This window comes from Sphingomonas sp. CL5.1, assembly GCF_013344685.1.
In the GTDB taxonomy this organism is placed as follows: domain Bacteria; phylum Pseudomonadota; class Alphaproteobacteria; order Sphingomonadales; family Sphingomonadaceae; genus Sphingomonas.
In genome coordinates this window covers 1,263,725-1,279,658 of the sequence record NZ_CP050137.1, presented here as the reverse complement: position 1 = coordinate 1,279,658, position 15,934 = coordinate 1,263,725, and the positions used below count along the sequence as shown (strand labels likewise).

The following is a 15,934-nucleotide window of genomic DNA, read 5'->3' as shown; positions in this document are numbered from 1 at the left end:
CTCTCAGAACTTGTAGCCGAGCCGAACGCCATACAGGCGGGGGGGCTTGAAGCCGCCGTTGATCGCATAACCGGTGAGGCCGGCGGCAACGAACTTGTTGCTCAGCACCATTTGGTTGGTGAGGTTCTTGACGAACAGGCTGGCGGTCCAATGGTTGCCGGCGTCTTCATACCGTAGCGACGCATCGAATATCGCAACCGCTTTCTGCGACAGCGCGGCGTCGTTGAACTCGGTGAAATAGACCTTCGATGTATAGGCCATGTCGCCGCGTAACGAGAGACTGCCCGGCAGCCCCACCGGCAATTCCACCTCGGCGCCGGCGTTGAGCGCCCATTTCGGCGCATTGACCAGGCGACGCCCGGCCAGATCGACACTCGGCCCGGCCGGGTAAGCCGGATTGGTCGAGGTGAAGGAGGTGAACTTGGCATCCAGATAGGTCACCGACGCGTCGAGGTTGATCCCGCGAGCCGGCGCCGCGCGCATTTCCAGTTCCGCGCCGGTGATTTTCGCCGCCGCGGCGTTCTTGGTAATGATCGAATTTCCGACGATCTGATTCACCTGAAGGTTGGTATAGTCATAATGAAACACGCTGCTGTTCAATTGCAGTCGACGATCTAGCAATGTCGTTTTGATGCCCCCTTCATAAGCCCAGATATATTCGGGATCGACCGGTGGATTGGGGTTGCCGGCCAGCAGCACACCACTCTTGAAACCCTTTGTCGCCGAGGCGTAAAGCATGACATTGTCGTTCGGCTTATAATCGATCCCGAACTTGGGCGTGAAAGCATCCCAGTTTTTCTTCTGGTTGATCGGGATGACCGAATTGGCGCCATTCGGTGGCGGCAGGAAGTTGAAAATGGTGAGCGTGCCGAGCGATTTGCGGCGTTCATCGCTATACCGCAGGCCGACGGTGAAGTGCACATGGTCCAGCGCCTCCCATGTCCATTCGGTATAAGCCGCGTAGGACTTGATCCCCACCGTCCCCTTCTCCTGATAGGCCGCATTGGGGAAACCCAACTGGCTACCTAACAGCAACCATTTGAGATCGAGCATCGCGAACAGATCTTCGTCGTAATAGAACAATCCGCCCACGGCCTTGAGGCGATTGCTGCTGTAATTGACCTGCAACTCTTCGGAGAACTGCCTGGCGGTTTCGACGGTGTTGACCGGCGAGAATACGGGATAGGAGGTGGTCTCCGGATCGGTGATGTTGCCGCGATGCGAGTGACGATATCCGGTGATCGACTGCAGGCTGAAACCATTGCCCAGGTCGATCTTGATCGTCCCGGCCAATCCCCAGAATTCGCGCTTGTTGGTGGTATTGACCTCGCTGGCGATATCCCGGCTGTTGGCCAGCAAGGTGCCGCCCATGAGCAGCCCCGGCAGCGGCACGTCCGCGCGATACGGGCCGAAACCGTGGAAGGCGTAATTGTGGTCGTCTTCCTTCGCATAATCGGCGCTGACGGTGATCTGGATCTTGTCCGTCGGGTCCGCCTCGACGGTGCCACGCACCGCCCAGCTGTTCTGGTCGTCGATGGGGGTGTTCAGCGTGACGTCGCGGCCATAGCCGTCGTGCGTGATGCGCTGGAAGGCCAGCCGCGCGCGCAGATCGCCCGCCTTGTCGAGCGCGCCGCTGATCGCGCCATCGATATCGACGCTGTTGTAATTGCCGTAACCGACGTCGAGATACCCGCTCAGCGCCTCCGTCGGCTTGCGCGTTATGAGATTGACGGTGCCGCCGGTCGCGTTCCTGCCATATAAGGTGCCCTGCGGGCCGCGCAGCACCTCGATGCGCTCGATGTCGAAGAAGGAGGCGAGTTGGGCGGATGGACGCCCGATCACCACGCCATCGACCTGGAACGCGACGCTCGGATCCTGACCGTTCGAGATCGAGGTCAACCCGATACCGCGAATGAACAGCCGGTTGTAGCCGGCGTGCTGCGCCACCGAAACACCCGGGGCCAGCGCCGGCAAATCCTGAACCGAAAGCACCTGCCGGCGATCGATTGTGGCAGAATCGACGGCCGAGATCGCCAGCGGCGTTTCCTGAAGCCGCCCTTCGCGTTTTTGCGCCGTTACGACGATGTCGCTGAGACCGGTGCCGTCTCCAACGGCGCTATGTGTGCCATCGACACCCTTCTCCGCCGGTGCGTGGCTATCCTGTGCGAAGGCAGGCGCGTATGGAATAACAGTAAGTAGGCTGACCGACGACAGCAAAAACCGAAAACGCATGCGTTCCTCCCCAATGAAGTCCATTCTGGCCGGTCTTCCGCCGGGCCCTGGCTCGGAGCGCATGACATTTTGGTTGTGAGCGGACCAATATATTGTGGAAATGGCTTGCATCAGCCGGGGCAATGCTGCCGCATACCCGTGGACGGTCGTGCCCGTCGAGCAGCGCGCCGCCTATATGGCCGCGCTCGAGGAAGCCAGCGGCCGGCAGGACATTCGCCCCTTCACGGAGTTCCTGGCGCAACTGCTGGACCGCGAACTGAGGGGGGAAACAGTCGCCCGGCTGCCGAAAGCGTGATTGGCAGGCCGATCATAGCGCTTCGAAATATGCGCTCGGATTATACCGCCGGTATATTCCGAGCATAAATTTCAATGCTTCGAATCAGACCGGTTCGCACCGAGACGGTCACCCTACTCGACACTCATTGAAGTTTGGACTGTTGAGAGCGGACGCAATCAGTTCTCGGCACCGCCCAAATGAAATGGTAGCTCGAACCTCTCCCGGCTCATCACCTCTCGAAAAAGCGATCTTAGCGCAGGACTTGCCACCAAACGTCGCCGTTTCTTCGCCATGCCCCTCTTGAACATAGCGACTTCAAACATTGGTTGGCGCCGATAATCGAAGCCAGATATGATCGCACGATTTTGAGGGAAATCCCCTATTCTTTCATACTACCCATCGGGGTATTCATGCTATCACGAGTTCAAACTTCATGAGGCTGCCATGTCCGACCAGACTATCACCGACAAGAATCCGCAATCCGATCCGGCTGAGGAAAATGCGTTTTTTCCCTCACCCTATTCGCTGAGCCAGTTCACCTCGCCGAAATCCGATCTGAGCGGCGCCGATTATCCCAATCCCTACACGGGCGGGAAGAAGGTGCTGATGATCGGCGCCGATGAGCGTTACCTGCTGACCGATAACGGCTCCTTCTTCTCGACCGGCAACCATCCGGTGGAGACGCTGCTGCCGATGTACCATCTCGACAAGGCGGGCTTCGCCTTCGACGTGGCGACAGTGTCCGGCAATCCGGTCAAATTCGAATATTGGGCGATGCCGTCCGAAGACGAGGAGGTGAAGCGCTTCTTCGAGAAATATCACCCGCAGTTCAAACAGCCGCTGAAGCTGTCGGATGTGATTGAAGGTGGACTCAACGACTATATCGCAATCTTCGTCCCCGGCGGACATGGCGCGCTGATCGGCCTGCCGGAGAGCGAGGATGTCGCGGCGGCGCTGGAATGGGCGGCAGCGAACGACCGCTTCGTCATCTCGCTGTGCCATGGCCCGGCGGCGTTCCTCGCGGTGGGCGCCAGCGACATCTATCGCGGCTACAAGATCTGCGCCTTCCCCGACGCGCTCGACGCCAAGACGCCCGACATTGGATACATGCCCGGCCATCTGACCTGGAAGTTCGGCGAGAAGCTGAAAGGTCTTGGTTTCGAGATCGTCAACGATGACATTTCCGGGGCCGTCCATCAGGATCGCAATCTGCTGACCGGCGACAGTCCGCTGGCCGGGAACAATCTGGGCAAGCTCGCCGCCGAAGCTCTGCTCAAGGCAACGACCTCCGGATGACGAGCGCCCTGACTGCGGAACAGGTCTTCCGAAGCGCCCTCGCGATCGAAGGCGCGCAGACCCTTGCGCAGATCGAGGCCGAGGTTCGCGCCACAGCGTTGCCGCTGGGCTATGACCGGTTCCTGTTGTTCTCCGCCTCTGCTGCGCGCGACGAGGTGGTCGAGCGCATCTACTGGGTTGAGGGCGACTGGTTCGGCGACGGCCAAGGCGTCGATGCCGAGACCTATATCCGTCGCTGCCCGGTGAATCGTCATATCCTCGACGCTCGCGAACCGTTCTTCTGGAAGAAGACGCGCGGCAAGACCGGTGACCTCTACAAGCTGGTCCGCATTCCTCGCGGACGCGGCATCCACGGCCTTCAGGTTCCGGTGTTCGGTCCTTTGGGACTGGAAGGAGCCGTCAGTCTGGGCGGGGAGCATATCGACTTCTCGCCGTCGGTCAGGCTGGGCCTGAAGCTGATCGCACAGACGGCGTTTCTCGCGGCGCGCACGTTGCTGGAATCGCCCTCCGTGATACAGGTCGAGACGTTGTCGAAACGGGAACGGGAGGTTTTGGCATGGACGGCCGCCGGGCGGCGGCAGGCAGACATTGCCGTGACGCTGGGGTTATCGGAGCGTACGGTTGAAAATCACCTGCGGCGCATCCGCCACCGTTTGGGCGTCACCACGACGGCGCAAGCGATCCGGGTCGGGATCCGCAATGGTGAGATCAACGCCTGAAGTCATCAGGTCGGGAGTAGCGACATGGGTAAGACAGTTCTGATAACCGGCGCGGCATCAGGGTTCGGGCGCGGTGTTGCTTTCGGCCTTGCCCGGCGCGGTCATAAGGCGATCGCCAGCTGCCAGATCTGGCCGCAGGTCACGGAACTGCGCAGCGCCGCCAAGGCCGAGGGCATCGAATTGCAGGTCATCAAGCTCGATGTGCTGAGCGAGATCGACCGCGCCAAGGCGCTGGAACTGGACATCGACGTCCTGCACAACAATGCCGGCATCATGGAATCCGGACCGATGGCCGAGATTCCGATGGCGGTATTCCGCTCGGTCTTCGAGACCAACGTCTTCGCGGCATTGGCCCTTGCGCAGGGCTTTGCCCGCAAGATGGTGCAGCGCGGTTCGGGTCGCATCGTCTGGACCAGTTCGGTCGCCGGGCTCGTCAAGGTGCCGTTCGACGGTGCCTATGCGGCATCCAAACATGCGGTCGAGGGCATTTGCTCTGCGATGCACGAGGAGTTGAAGCCCTATGGCGTCGAGGTGGTGACGGTCAATCCCGGCGCCTTCCGCACCGGCTTCAACGACACCGGCATGGAGAGCATGGACCAATGGTGGAGCCAGGGCGAGCGCGTCGTCGCGCACTGGCCGGTGCGCGAACTCAACAAGCAGCACGATCCCGCCGAGATGATCGCAGCGATCATCGATGTCATAGAGGCCCGGGACCCGCCCTATCGGACCGTGCGCCCCGCCACCGCGGAGGAGATGGTGCGCAAGGAACAGGCCGACATCTGGGAACGGAAGGCTTCGGAGGCCTGACATGAAACTTCTGCTCGTCGGCGCAACCGGCCTCGTCGGCCATGAGGTTTTGACGCAGGCCCTTGAACATCCGCGGGTCGAAAGCGTGATCGCCCTCACACGCCGTCCGTTGACGGTCGCTCATCGCAAGCTCACCGCACCGGTCGTCCGTTTCGACGATCTGCCCGAGGATGCCGGCTGGTGGCAGGCGAACGCCGCCATCTGCACGCTTGGGACGACGATCGGGAAGGCGGGTTCGCGAGAGGCGTTTCGCGAGGTCGATCATGACTATCCCCTCGCCGTCGCCCGGCTTGCCCGAGCGCATGGTACGCAACGCTTCGCCATCGTCTCGGCGATGGGCGCCAATCCAAATTCTGTGTTCTTCTATTCGCGGGTGAAGGGCGAACTGGAAGCCGATCTGGCCACGCTTGGCTTCCCATCTCTTACGCTCGTGCGGCCGGGGCTGATCGGCGGCGACAGGGCCGAACGACGCGCCGGTGAACAGGCCGCCGCGCTGGCCCTGAACCTGTTCGGCCCCGTCTTGCCCAAAGCGTGGCGGATCAATTCAGGCTCACGGATCGCGGAGGTTCTGCTCGACGCCGCCCTCGGCGACGGGACGGGAATCAAAATCATCGGCTCGGCGCAGATGGCCTGATCCCCCGGGATCGGCCGAGACCGGGTTCGGCAAACCATCCCGCCATTGCCGATGTCGTCCCGCTATTCGTGGATATAGTCCATCCAATCGGGCGGGGCGGCTCCTTCAGGCCCCGGCACCGACTGACCGACGGGACGCGCGATCGGCGCGACAAGGTTCGGTCCCGGAAAGACGGCGCCGTCGCGATAGTCGAAGAACCATTCTTCATCGGGTTCGAAGCTGCGTATGACGGGATGGCCGGTTGCATGAAAATGGGCGGTTGCGTGGCGCGACGGGGAGGTGTCGCAACATCCCACATGACCGCATTGGGCGCAGCGGCGCAGGTGCACCCACCAACCGCCCGTCTCAAGACATTCCTTGCAGCCTGTCCCGCTTGGCGGAACCTCCGGGTTTATTCCGTCGCGCATATGTTTGTTGATCCTATCATCACCCGTTTGAATATTCTCAGGCCCGAACGGGACATGCCCGCCGCTGGCAATGGATCAGAGCAAGACGCCAAACGGTCGCTGGCATTCACGGCCGACGTTGGTTGACATGCTCCCACACCTTGGAGATGACGACCGATCCTTCGCCCACGGACGAAGCGACCCGCTTGACCGATCCCGCGCGCACATCACCAACCGCAAAAATGCCTGGACAGGATGTTTCGTAGGGCGATGCTGCATCTGCTCCCGCACCCGTGAGAACGAAGCCTTTGTCGTCGAGCTGCACGAGGTCGGTCAGCCATCCGGTGTTCGGCGCAGCACCGACCATGACGAACATTCCGCACGCGGGAACGCGAATATCGTCCTTGCCCTCCTGACGGATGGTCACAGCCTCCAGATGGTCCGTGCCGTGCAGTTGCGCGACCTGCGCGCCATATTCGATCGAAATCGCCGGATCGGCATCCAGCCGCGTGGAAAGGTAGCTCGACATCGAACTTGCCAGCGACTTGCCCCTGACGAGAAGCCGTACATGGCTGGCGAAACGGCTGAGAAACATGGCGGCTTGTCCCGCGGAATTGCCGCCGCCGATGATGATCACTTCACCGCCGCGACAGAAACGCGCCTCGTTTTCCGTCGCGGCGTAGTACACGCCCGCACCCTCGAATTCCGCGAGCCTGTCGATCGGCAGGCGGCGATATTGTACGCCGGTCGCCACCACCACCGCCCGTGCCCGCACGCGCTGGCCGTTGTCGAAGGTTGCCGTGAACCCGCCGTCCTCATGCCTTTCCAGCCTGTCGACCCGCAACGGCATGGCGAAGCGTGTGCTGAACTTCATCGCCTGTACCTCGCCGCGCCAGACGAGGTCCGCGCCCGATATGCCGGTGGGGAAACCCATATAATTCTCGATCCGGCTCGATGTGCCGGCCTGGCCGCCTATGGCGGTATCCTCGACGACCAGCGCCTTCATGCCCTCGGCGCCGGCGTAAACGCCCGCCGCGACACCGGCGGGCCCAGCGCCGACGATCAGCACATCGATGGCTTCGTTATCGACGAATTCGCGGTTGAAGCCGAGCAGGCGGGCGACCTTCTCCGGCGTCGGATCGGTGATGACAAGATCGCGACCGAAAATGACGGCGGGCCGCTCGGGCGATACGGCGCAACTGCTGGCGACAGTCTTCGCTTCAGCGCTTCCCAGCGCGAGCGACGTATAAGCTATGCGGTTGCGGCTCGCGAAAGCGGCGATGCGGCGGACGTCACGATCGGCCTCCTCACCGAGCAGCACCAGCGAGTTTTCGGTCGATTCCAACTGCCACCGGCGGCGCGCCGCGAACACCGTGATGATGATATCCGACATCTCCGGGATATGCGCCATCAGTTCCAGCATTCGTCCGCGCGGCACCTCTATCACGCGAGTATCCTGTGCGGCGCGAAGCTGGAACGACCAGTTTCCGCCACTGAGAAACGAGATTTCGCCCAGGAACTGCGTCGGCCCAAGTGTCGAGGGCAAAAGCCGATTGCCCGTGAAGGGGTTGAGAACCTCTATCTCGCCTTCCTCGATATAGACGAAGCGATCGATGGGATCGCCCGGGCGCACGAGCAGCTTTCCCGCGGCATAGTTTACCTCCCGTCCCGCCTCGCGGATCGCGGCGACGTGTGCGGGGGCAAGCGGTGTACGCTGCATTTCCGCTAGGTCGCGGCCGATCGTTTCCATTGTGAAACCTCCGATGCGCTCAGCCTGCGACGACGACGGATTTCCTGTGCGTGAATGCGTCGAATCCGCTGCGGCCGTGATATTCGCCCATGCCGGATGCTCCGACACCTCCGAAAGCCAGATAGGGGGATACGACCTGGAGCATGATGCCGTTGATGACGGCATCCCCCGAGGGGACGAGCCTGGACAGGCGTTTGCCGCTTTCGACATCGCTCGTGAAATAATAGGCCGCTAGCGGATTTGGATGATGCGCGTTGATGAGGTTCGGAACATCCTCGACGTCATCGAACGTCAGGACCGGCAGTACCGGCCCGAACAACTCCTGTTCCATCAGCGAATCAGACCAATCCACGCCGTCGACGACAGTGGCCTGCAATGTGCGCGCATTCGGGTCGGCGCGTCCGCCGTAGACGATTTCGCCGCCTGTACGGCCGATGAGCGAAAGAAGATGCTCTACCTGAGCGCTGCTGACCACCTTGCCGGTCGATCCCGCATCGGGAAACGACTCGCCGATCTTTTCGATCACCTTGCGCAGGAAGTCGTCCTTCACCCGGGCATCGACCAGTGCATAGTCGGGCGCGATGCAGGTTTGCCCACTGTTGACGAAGCGGCCTTGCACGACCCGGTCCGCGGCGCGGTCGAGATCTGCATCCTTGCAAACGACGAACGGGGATTTCCCTCCCAGCTCAAGCACCACCGGCGTAAGATTTTCGGCCGCCGCCTTCATCACGATCTTGCCGACGGCCGGGCTTCCGGTGAAAAAGATCATGTTGAACGGCAGCTTGAGCAGCGCGGCATTCTCGACCCGGTCACCCCGCACGACCGTGACGTGACTGGGGTCGAATGCCTCGCGAATGATTTTGCCGATGACGTCGGCGGTGTTGGGAACGGCTTCCGATGGCTTGATGATCGCCAGATTTCCCGCCGCCAGCGCGCCTGTCAGGGGGGAGAGGACCAGATTGAGCGGATAGTTGAACGGACCGATGATATAGACCATGCCGAACGGTTCGTGCTCGATCGCGCTCTGGACCGGAGGCTTGCCCTGATAATCCAGCGGTGACGGGAAATTGGGAACGATCTGCGGCCTGCTCCACTCTTCGATGTTTTCGAGATAGTTGTTTATCTCATCCACCACCGGCGCGATTTCCATCGCATCGGTTATCGCCTCCGCTTTCCCGAGATCTTCGCGCAGCGCATCACGAATTTCCTGCCTGTGAGCCTCGATGGAATCGCGCAGCGCGGCAAGCGCCTGTTTCCTGAACGCGACACTCACCGCCTTACCCTCTCGCAAGAAGGCCGCCTGCTCGTCGAAAATGCGCCTGATTTCGTCTTCGCTGGTGACAGCCATAGGTAAGCCTTCCGAAGCTAATTTCGAATATTGTTTCTCCCTTGAATCTAGAACGCATCGGAAGCCGGGCAATGAGGGAAATCCCTCATTGTTGGTGGTGGTGAACCTTCCGACAGCCAAAGCATTACTCCACTGCGAACGGCAAATATTGTCCGAATCGGAAGTTCGTGCGCGAATGTGCGAAGGGCAAGGTTTGGCCGAAAGCGAGCATATGGCACTCGGTCTGGGCACGGTGTCACATGGCAATGAGATGCTCAGCAGGTATTTACTGGGCCTGGCCAAGCCGGGAAATTTACTCGATGCTTGGACGCTGGTGGATTAGCTTGGACGTCGCTGGACGGTCCAGAAGAGCTGGATCGCTGGGCGGCTAAGCGGTTGATTTCGCAGTCAAATCATAGACTTACGAAGTCGCCACGGGCAGCATTAGCACGATCTGGATTCGTGGAAAAGGCTGGACATGAATGGATGGGGCGGTTCGAGTGCTCTGGGGCATTGGGCGGGTTGGAGCTTTGTCCGAAATACGTCTACGAATTTCGGACGATTGAGCGCGTCTCTGGTCGCTTCGACGGATGTCTCGGATAGCCGGATTCCGATGATGAACGTCATGCTGGCGGCCGGCGGCTATCCCTGGACGGTCGTGCCTGTTGAGCAGCGCGCCGGCTATATGGCTGCGCTCGAGGAAGCCAGCAGCCGGCAGAATATCCACCCATTCACGGATTTCCTGGCGCAACTGCTGGACCGCGAACTCAAGGGGGAAACGGTGGCCCGGCTCCCCTCCGAATCCCTCCCGACCAGCGCACGTTCCTGACGCCGCTCCTCGGGAGGAGCGCTGGAAATTCGAGTCCCGACTGCTCCCTAGTGTAGCCCTCGATCGCGCCCCTGGTAGCAGCATGGTCGGCGACGCTGGACCAGCTCGCGTGTGACGCAAGGCCCTCCGCCGCCGTGATGATCCGGCCTCCTTCGCCCATCACGTGCGAAGCTTCACGGATGGCCGCGACACCGCCTGATTAGTTGATAGCGATCTGTCGTTCGAACCGGCTCGTGTCGATAGTCTCGTCGTTCCCGCGGCATCGAACACGCCGGTACCCGCCCGACTCAACCAGAACTGGACCGGCCGTCGGCAAGATTACCCGAAGGTGACGACATAGGCGCGCACACCCGGACGATGAAATTCGATACGGACGGTTCGGTCGACCACTCGGCCCGGCTGCCGGACGAGCTGGTAGAGACGGTCTTCCCTCACCTCGCCCCAGCCCGCTTCATCAACGTCGCTGCCGTGACTTGCACCGGGGGCCGCGCCATCGACCGTGACGCGAAACCGGACGGGCCGACCGTCGGCGGCCCCGCCGAGCACCAGATGCACATCGCGCGCGTGGAACCGGAACGCGAGCGCACCGACAGACCTGTTGAGGGTCGCGAATTCCGGACCGACGGTCCAGTGTCCCGCGAGAGCCCATTGGTTGAGGGAAAGGTCGCCCGGAGTCGCATATGCGGTTTCGACATTGTTCACGAGCCCGCCGGCAGACGCGAACTTCACCGCCTTCTCGTAACCGACATAGGCTTCCGGCGATCGCAGATCGCCCCAGGCGGCTTCGGCCTCTATTCCGGTGCCTGCAATAGGAGAGACGGGGATGTCCGAAGGATCATGGCCTGCCTCCGCCAGGAGCTTTCGGATCAACTGCTCGGCTTCGGTATAGTCGCCTTCACCCAGCCGGTAGCTCCGGATGCGTCCCTTCGCGTCGATGAAGTAGAAACCCGGCCAGCCCTGATTGCCGAATTCGCGCCAGACGGCGTAGCGATTATCCTGAACATTCGGATAGCGGACACCCAGCTGCGCGCTGGCGAGGCGCACCTTCGCGGCATCCTTCTCGAAGCCGAATTCCGGGGCATGGACACCGACAACCACCAGCCCCTTGCTCGCGTATCTGTCGTTCCAGGCGCGCAGATAGGGCAATGCTCGCAGCGAATTGATGCACGAATAGGTCCAGAAATTCACCAGCACGACCTTGCCGCGAAGGGCCTGCACGCCACCGGGCACGGGCGTCAGCCAGGGTGACGATCGGCGCAGGATGGCCAGCGGCTCGGTCGTCGCTCCCACCGGAACGGCCGCGATCGCGCTGTTCGCGGCCTGACCGGGCACGAGGCCCAGCGCGTCGCCGAAGCAGAGCGCGGTGGTCGTACCCGCCGCCAGGATCGCGGCGGCGATGAAACCGGTCGAACGGAATGTGCCCATAACTGTCACTCGCATTGTCCTCGAAGCCGACGGACTGATCGCCTTCGTTTAGAGACTCGAGTGCGGGCGCGGTGTTAGCAGTTGCTGTGCTTTGTGAGGCCCTGACAGGGCATGGGCGTTTATGCACAGCGCCGCCTGCGGATGGAGCGGCTAACGGCCAGTCACGGGGTACCGAAAGCGCGCAGGAAGATCATCCATCGCGTTTCGAATAGCCGATCGGGTACCGGCACATTGCTCGTCTCTTCCGCGTGCAGGCGTACGCGATTGTTTGCCCCTTCGAGGAGGTCCACGAGGATTTCGCAGATCGCGGCCGGATCGCCGGGCAAAAGCAGATCTGCGGCCTGGGCCGAGGCGATCGCGGCGACCAGCGGTTCCAGCGCCGTCCTTGACCATGTAGCGAGCCGGTGTCGCAGCGTCGGGGAGAAGGCTGCTTCCGCGCTGACCGAAAGATAGAAAGCCGCATAGTCGCGCGACGATCCGATCTCGAAATAGCGCAGGGCCGTCCGCCGGATGGCGTCGAGGAGGTCGGCAGTTCCGATGGCGGCCGATGTCAAGGCTGTCCTGAACTGGCGTATGTCGCGCTCGACCACAGCCTCCAGCAGCGCCCCCTTGTTGGGATAGCGGCGGTAGATCGTATGCTTGGATATGCCGAGCGCGAGAGCGATCTCGTCCACCGAGGTCGCAGCAACGCCGTTTCGGCAAAAAGCCGAACGGGCGCCGTCGAGCAGGAGATCGTCAAGAGCCGCCGCCCGTTCCCGGGTCGGTCGTCCGCCGGCCTTGCGTGTGCGTGCTTCCATTCGCGGTTCCATTTCGCTCCGGTAAAACAGCACGGTAAGGTTGCGTTTTCAGTGCTCATTCAATATCGGCACGATATAGTGCTGTTTTAGAGTTTCAACCGGATTTCCCGCCAATGTCTTCCATCATCGTATCAAGGCTTGCCTGGTCGACGCCGGACGGCCGCCGCATCCTTTCCGATATCGATCTAGGATTCGGCCGGGAACGCGTGGGGCTGGTGGGCCGAAACGGTGTCGGCAAGACGACGTTGCTGAGGATCCTTGCTGGAGACCTTCAGCCGCTGGCGGGCACGGTTTCGGCCAGCGCCACGCTGGGCGTGCTCAGGCAGAGCGTTCAGGCCGGCTCGCGTGAGACGGTGGCCGATCTGTTCGGCGTGACCGAAGCGCTGGCGATCCTGCGCCGCGCCGAAGCCGGTGAAGCCGGCATCGGCGAACTGGCGGAAGCCGACTGGACGCTCGACGAGCGCATCGCCGCCACGCTTGCGAAAGTCGGCCTTGCGGCGCGCGCCGACACGGCTCTCGCCGCGCTCTCCGGCGGACAGCGCACGTGCGCCAGCCTCGCCGGCCGCGATCTTCGGCGAGCCGGATTTCCTGCTGCTCGACGAGCCCACCAATGATCTCGACCGCGCCGGCCTCGCCGCCGTGATCGGGCTTCTCGCCAACTGGAAGGCCGGCGCTATCGTCGTCAGCCATGATCGCGCGCTTCTGGAGGAGATGAATGCGATCGTCGAGATGACGTCGCTCGGCGCGACGCGCTATGGCGGGAACTGGAGCTGGTACAGGGAGCGTAAGGCGATTGAGTTGGCGGCGGCGGAGCATGATCTCGCGCTGGCCGAGAAAAGGGTCGCGGAGGTCAATCGCAAGACGCAGCTCGCCGCCGAGCGGAAGGATCGGCGGGATGCTGCCGGAGCGCGGAAAGGCGCGCGCGGCGACATGCCGCGCATCCTTGCGGGCGCCCGGAAGAACGCTGCCGAGACGAGCCGTGGAGACGGTGCGCGCCTCGCCGAGCGCCAGAGAGAACAGGCGTTGGCGGCCGCCGCGGCGGCGCGGGCACGGATCGAAACCCTGCAGCAATTGTCGCTCGTGTTGCCGCCGACCGGTCTCGCGGCAAGCCGCACGGTGCTGGCGCTGGACGAGGTCACGGCCGGTTACGAGATCGACCGCCCGATCCTGCGCGACCTGTCCTTCGCCATGGTCGGACCCGAGCGGGTCGCGCTGGTCGGGCCGAACGGATCGGGCAAGACCACCCTCATCAAGCTGATCGCAGGCCAGATGCAGCCTGTCGGCGGGCGTGTTTCGGTCGGCGTGGATTTCGCACTGCTGGACCAGCGCGTGAGCATCCTCGACCCTGGCTCATCGATCCTCGACAATTTCATGCGGCTGAATCCCGATTCCAGCGAGAATGCCTGTCGCTCCGCGCTCGCGGGCTTCCTGTTCCGCGCGGATGCGGCGCTCCAGAACGTCGGCTCGTTGAGTGGCGGCCAGACGCTGCGCGCCGGTCTCGCCTGCGTGCTGGGGGGCCTGCGACCGCCGCAGCTTCTTATCCTCGACGAGCCGACCAATCATCTCGACATCGATTCGGTCCAGGCAATCGAGGCCGGGCTCGCCGCCTATGACGGTGCCCTGCTGCTGGTGAGCCATGACGAGACGTTCATCACCAATGTCGGCATCACCCGGCGGCTAGACCTGTCAGCGCGGTCACCGGCTGATCCAGCCTCCTAGAGCACATAGCCGCCGTCGATGGTGAGGCTGGCGCCGGTCATGTAACCGGACTCGCCGCGCGCGAGGAAGGAGGCCAGCGCCGCGATCTCCTCCGGGCGCCCGACGCGCCCCAGCGGAATGATTTTGGCAAGACGGGAGATCATGGCGGCGGTCATGTCGGTCTGCGTAGGTCCGGGCTGGATGTTGTTGACCGTGATCGCACGCGGCGCGAGATCGAGCGCTGCGCCCTTGACCATTGCCGCAACGGCGGCCTTGGTCGCGGCATAGACGCTGCTGCCCTGCGAGCCGGTCCGGACCGCGGTATTGCTGCCGATGGTGATGATGCGACCGCCGTCCTGCATGTCTGCGGCGGCAGCCTGGATGGCAAGGAAAACCCCGCGCACGTTGACATCGAGCATTAGGTCCAGGTCCTTGAGGCTCAACTCGCCTACGGTCCCCGGGCGAAGCACGCCGGCATTGACGACCGCGACATCGAGCGTCCCGAGGTGTTTGACCGCCTGGGTCACCGCAGCCCGCAGCGCCTTCGGATCCGCGCTGTCGGCGCGGATCGCGATCGCCTTGCGCCCCATGGGTTCAATGGACGACACAAGGGCCTCGGCGCTGTCGGGCCGCGAGACATAGGTGAAGCCGACATCGAAGCCATCCTGCGCGAGCCGTGTGACGATGGCCGCGCCGATCCCGCGCGAGCCGCCGAACACCAGCGCCGTTCCGGTTCCGTCGCTCATGGGACCAGCAGCAGCTTGCCGGTGGTGGCCCGGCTTTCCATGTCGGCATGAGCCCGTGCCGCATCGGCGAGCGGATATTCGCCGCCGATATGGACCTTCAGCTTTCCATCGATGATCCAGTCGAACAGCCGCGCGGAGCGGGCGCGCAGCAGTTCGGGCGTGCGGATGTGGTGGGAGAAGACGGCATAGCCGATCCGGATGCTCTTCGGCAGACTCATGATGTCGATCGGGCCGGGACCGCCCAGGACCGGGCCGTACCAGGCGAACGTGCCCATCGGGCGGAGCGCGTCGAGCGAACCCTGGAAGGTCGTGGGGCCGGAGCCGTCATAGACGACATGCACGCCTTCGCCGCCCGACAGCCGGATCGCTTCCTCGGCGAAGCGCCCTTCGGTGTCCACGATCACATGATCCGCGCCGGCCTCTCTGGCAACCGCGGCCTTGTCCGCCGAGGAGACGCGGCCAATCACGTGCCCGCCGCGCAGCTTGACGATCTGGGTCAGGAGCAGCCCGACACCGCCGGCCGCCGCATGGATGAGCGCGATGTCGCCGGCCTGCACCGGATAGAAATCCGCCCCGAAGTGACTGGCTGTGAGCCCCTGCATCATCACCGCGGCCGCGGTGCGGTCATCGATACCATCCGGGATGGGGACCAGCGCCTCCGCGGGAGCGACGATGCGTTCGGCATAACTTCCCGGCACATAAACCCATGCCACGCGCTGGCCGGGCTGGACCGAGCCGACGCCTTCCCCCACCGCGAGCACGCGGCCCGCCCCCTCGACGCCGAGCGTCTTGGGGTTGGACATCTCTGTCCACGCCAGGCCTTGCCGCACCCCGATGTCCATGAAGTTGACCCCAGCCACCGCCACGTCGACAAGGACTTCTCCGGGACCGGGCGCCGGCTCGGGTCGATCGACGGCCTCGATCACCTCGACGCCGCCCGTCCGGGTCATCACGATCGCTTTCATGGGTCTTGCTCCTTTATTGAATGATTGTTCCATAATTAGGCAAAAA

17 protein-coding genes are annotated in these 15,934 nt (G+C 62.8%); 9 read left to right on the top strand and 8 right to left on the bottom strand.

Going from position 1 to position 15,934, the window contains the following annotated elements:
• Positions 1-3: 3 nt before the first annotated feature.
• Entirely contained in the window at positions 4-2,295 is a 2,292-nt protein-coding gene (locus F9288_RS06425; protein ID WP_254621099.1) for a TonB-dependent receptor, read from the bottom strand.
• Between the two features lie 37 nt (positions 2,296-2,332).
• Here F9288_RS06425 and F9288_RS06420 point away from each other — a divergent pair, with 37 nt between their 5' ends.
• The 5 genes from F9288_RS06420 to F9288_RS06400 all read left to right on the top strand — a co-directional run bounded on the left by F9288_RS06420 (position 2,333) and on the right by F9288_RS06400 (position 5,965).
• Entirely contained in the window at positions 2,333-2,527 is a 195-nt protein-coding gene (locus tag F9288_RS06420) for a hypothetical protein (protein ID WP_217482596.1), read from the top strand.
• A 426-nt stretch (positions 2,528-2,953) separates the two neighbouring features.
• Complete coding sequence (hchA, locus tag F9288_RS06415) at positions 2,954-3,805, top strand: glyoxalase III HchA (protein ID WP_174835857.1); 852 nt, start codon at positions 2,954-2,956, stop codon at positions 3,803-3,805.
• Positions 3,802-4,524 (top strand): PA1136 family autoinducer-binding transcriptional regulator, encoded by a 723-nt coding sequence (locus tag F9288_RS06410; RefSeq protein ID WP_174835856.1) that lies wholly within the window; start codon positions 3,802-3,804, stop codon positions 4,522-4,524. Before hchA ends, F9288_RS06410 begins: the two co-directional genes overlap by 4 nt.
• A gap of 24 nt (positions 4,525-4,548) precedes the next feature.
• Complete coding sequence (locus tag F9288_RS06405; RefSeq protein ID WP_174835855.1) at positions 4,549-5,331, top strand: SDR family oxidoreductase; 783 nt, start codon at positions 4,549-4,551, stop codon at positions 5,329-5,331.
• 1 nt (position 5,332) lies between these two features.
• Complete coding sequence (locus tag F9288_RS06400) at positions 5,333-5,965, top strand: NAD(P)H-binding protein (RefSeq protein ID WP_174835854.1); 633 nt, start codon at positions 5,333-5,335, stop codon at positions 5,963-5,965.
• A gap of 62 nt (positions 5,966-6,027) precedes the next feature.
• On the opposite strand, the gene F9288_RS06395 is transcribed toward F9288_RS06400, so the two are convergent.
• The 3 genes from F9288_RS06395 to mdlD all read right to left on the bottom strand — a co-directional run bounded on the left by F9288_RS06395 (position 6,028) and on the right by mdlD (position 9,449).
• The gene (locus F9288_RS06395) at positions 6,028-6,372 is read right to left on the bottom strand and encodes a UBP-type zinc finger domain-containing protein (protein WP_174835853.1); all 345 of its coding nucleotides are present in this window, start codon (positions 6,370-6,372) and stop codon (positions 6,028-6,030) included.
• Between the two features lie 106 nt (positions 6,373-6,478).
• Positions 6,479-8,101: an FAD-dependent oxidoreductase gene (locus tag F9288_RS06390; RefSeq protein WP_174835852.1), complete on the bottom strand. Its 1,623-nt coding sequence runs from the start codon at positions 8,099-8,101 to the stop codon at positions 6,479-6,481.
• Positions 8,102-8,120: 19 nt separating this feature from the next.
• The gene (gene mdlD / locus F9288_RS06385) at positions 8,121-9,449 is read right to left on the bottom strand and encodes an NAD(P)-dependent benzaldehyde dehydrogenase MdlD (protein WP_174835851.1); all 1,329 of its coding nucleotides are present in this window, start codon (positions 9,447-9,449) and stop codon (positions 8,121-8,123) included.
• 88 nt (positions 9,450-9,537) lie between these two features.
• On the opposite strand from mdlD, the gene F9288_RS06380 reads away from it, so the two are divergent.
• Positions 9,538-9,771: a hypothetical protein gene (locus F9288_RS06380; RefSeq protein WP_174835850.1), complete on the top strand. Its 234-nt coding sequence runs from the start codon at positions 9,538-9,540 to the stop codon at positions 9,769-9,771.
• A gap of 270 nt (positions 9,772-10,041) precedes the next feature.
• Complete coding sequence (locus tag F9288_RS06375; protein ID WP_174834730.1) at positions 10,042-10,257, top strand: hypothetical protein; 216 nt, start codon at positions 10,042-10,044, stop codon at positions 10,255-10,257.
• Between the two features lie 318 nt (positions 10,258-10,575).
• On the opposite strand, the gene F9288_RS06370 is transcribed toward F9288_RS06375, so the two are convergent.
• Together F9288_RS06370 and F9288_RS06365 are read right to left on the bottom strand one after the other, a co-directional pair.
• Entirely contained in the window at positions 10,576-11,682 is a 1,107-nt protein-coding gene (locus F9288_RS06370) for a redoxin family protein (RefSeq protein WP_174835849.1), read from the bottom strand.
• A 161-nt stretch (positions 11,683-11,843) separates the two neighbouring features.
• Entirely contained in the window at positions 11,844-12,479 is a 636-nt protein-coding gene (locus tag F9288_RS06365; RefSeq protein WP_174835848.1) for a TetR/AcrR family transcriptional regulator, read from the bottom strand.
• Between the two features lie 113 nt (positions 12,480-12,592).
• Between F9288_RS06365 and F9288_RS22375 the strand changes: the two genes are divergently transcribed.
• Both F9288_RS22375 and F9288_RS22370 read left to right on the top strand, forming a co-directional pair.
• Positions 12,593-13,093 (top strand): ATP-binding cassette domain-containing protein, encoded by a 501-nt coding sequence (locus tag F9288_RS22375; protein WP_368076213.1) that lies wholly within the window; start codon positions 12,593-12,595, stop codon positions 13,091-13,093.
• A gap of 97 nt (positions 13,094-13,190) precedes the next feature.
• Complete coding sequence (locus tag F9288_RS22370; protein WP_368076233.1) at positions 13,191-14,198, top strand: ATP-binding cassette domain-containing protein; 1,008 nt, start codon at positions 13,191-13,193, stop codon at positions 14,196-14,198.
• On the opposite strand, the gene F9288_RS06355 is transcribed toward F9288_RS22370, so the two are convergent.
• Positions 14,195-14,923, bottom strand: coding sequence for an SDR family NAD(P)-dependent oxidoreductase (locus F9288_RS06355; RefSeq protein WP_174835847.1), 729 nt, complete (start codon positions 14,921-14,923; stop codon positions 14,195-14,197). The genes F9288_RS22370 and F9288_RS06355 overlap by 4 nt on opposite strands.
• The gene (locus tag F9288_RS06350) at positions 14,920-15,888 is read right to left on the bottom strand and encodes a quinone oxidoreductase (protein ID WP_174835846.1); all 969 of its coding nucleotides are present in this window, start codon (positions 15,886-15,888) and stop codon (positions 14,920-14,922) included. Before F9288_RS06350 ends, F9288_RS06355 begins: the two co-directional genes overlap by 4 nt.
• Between the last annotated feature and the right edge of the window lie 46 nt (positions 15,889-15,934).

Excerpts from the sequence above, each read along its gene's own strand:
- F9288_RS06425 (WP_254621099.1), bottom strand. The coding sequence starts at position 2,295 with ATGCGCTCCGAGCCAGGGCCCGGCGGAAGACCGGCCAGAATGGACTTC.
- F9288_RS06420 (WP_217482596.1), top strand. The coding sequence starts at position 2,333 with ATGGCTTGCATCAGCCGGGGCAATGCTGCCGCATACCCGTGGACGGTC.
- hchA (WP_174835857.1), top strand. The coding sequence starts at position 2,954 with ATGTCCGACCAGACTATCACCGACAAGAATCCGCAATCCGATCCGGCT.
- F9288_RS06410 (WP_174835856.1), top strand. The coding sequence starts at position 3,802 with ATGACGAGCGCCCTGACTGCGGAACAGGTCTTCCGAAGCGCCCTCGCG.
- F9288_RS06405 (WP_174835855.1), top strand. The coding sequence starts at position 4,549 with ATGGGTAAGACAGTTCTGATAACCGGCGCGGCATCAGGGTTCGGGCGC.
- F9288_RS06400 (WP_174835854.1), top strand. The coding sequence starts at position 5,333 with ATGAAACTTCTGCTCGTCGGCGCAACCGGCCTCGTCGGCCATGAGGTT.
- F9288_RS06395 (WP_174835853.1), bottom strand. The coding sequence starts at position 6,372 with ATGCGCGACGGAATAAACCCGGAGGTTCCGCCAAGCGGGACAGGCTGC.
- F9288_RS06390 (WP_174835852.1), bottom strand. The coding sequence starts at position 8,101 with ATGGAAACGATCGGCCGCGACCTAGCGGAAATGCAGCGTACACCGCTT.
- mdlD (WP_174835851.1), bottom strand. The coding sequence starts at position 9,449 with ATGGCTGTCACCAGCGAAGACGAAATCAGGCGCATTTTCGACGAGCAG.
- F9288_RS06375 (WP_174834730.1), top strand. The coding sequence starts at position 10,042 with ATGATGAACGTCATGCTGGCGGCCGGCGGCTATCCCTGGACGGTCGTG.
- F9288_RS06370 (WP_174835849.1), bottom strand. The coding sequence starts at position 11,682 with ATGGGCACATTCCGTTCGACCGGTTTCATCGCCGCCGCGATCCTGGCG.
- F9288_RS06365 (WP_174835848.1), bottom strand. The coding sequence starts at position 12,479 with ATGGAAGCACGCACACGCAAGGCCGGCGGACGACCGACCCGGGAACGG.
- F9288_RS22375 (WP_368076213.1), top strand. The coding sequence starts at position 12,593 with ATGTCTTCCATCATCGTATCAAGGCTTGCCTGGTCGACGCCGGACGGC.
- F9288_RS22370 (WP_368076233.1), top strand. The coding sequence starts at position 13,191 with ATGAATGCGATCGTCGAGATGACGTCGCTCGGCGCGACGCGCTATGGC.
- F9288_RS06355 (WP_174835847.1), bottom strand. The coding sequence starts at position 14,923 with ATGAGCGACGGAACCGGAACGGCGCTGGTGTTCGGCGGCTCGCGCGGG.
- F9288_RS06350 (WP_174835846.1), bottom strand. The coding sequence starts at position 15,888 with ATGAAAGCGATCGTGATGACCCGGACGGGCGGCGTCGAGGTGATCGAG.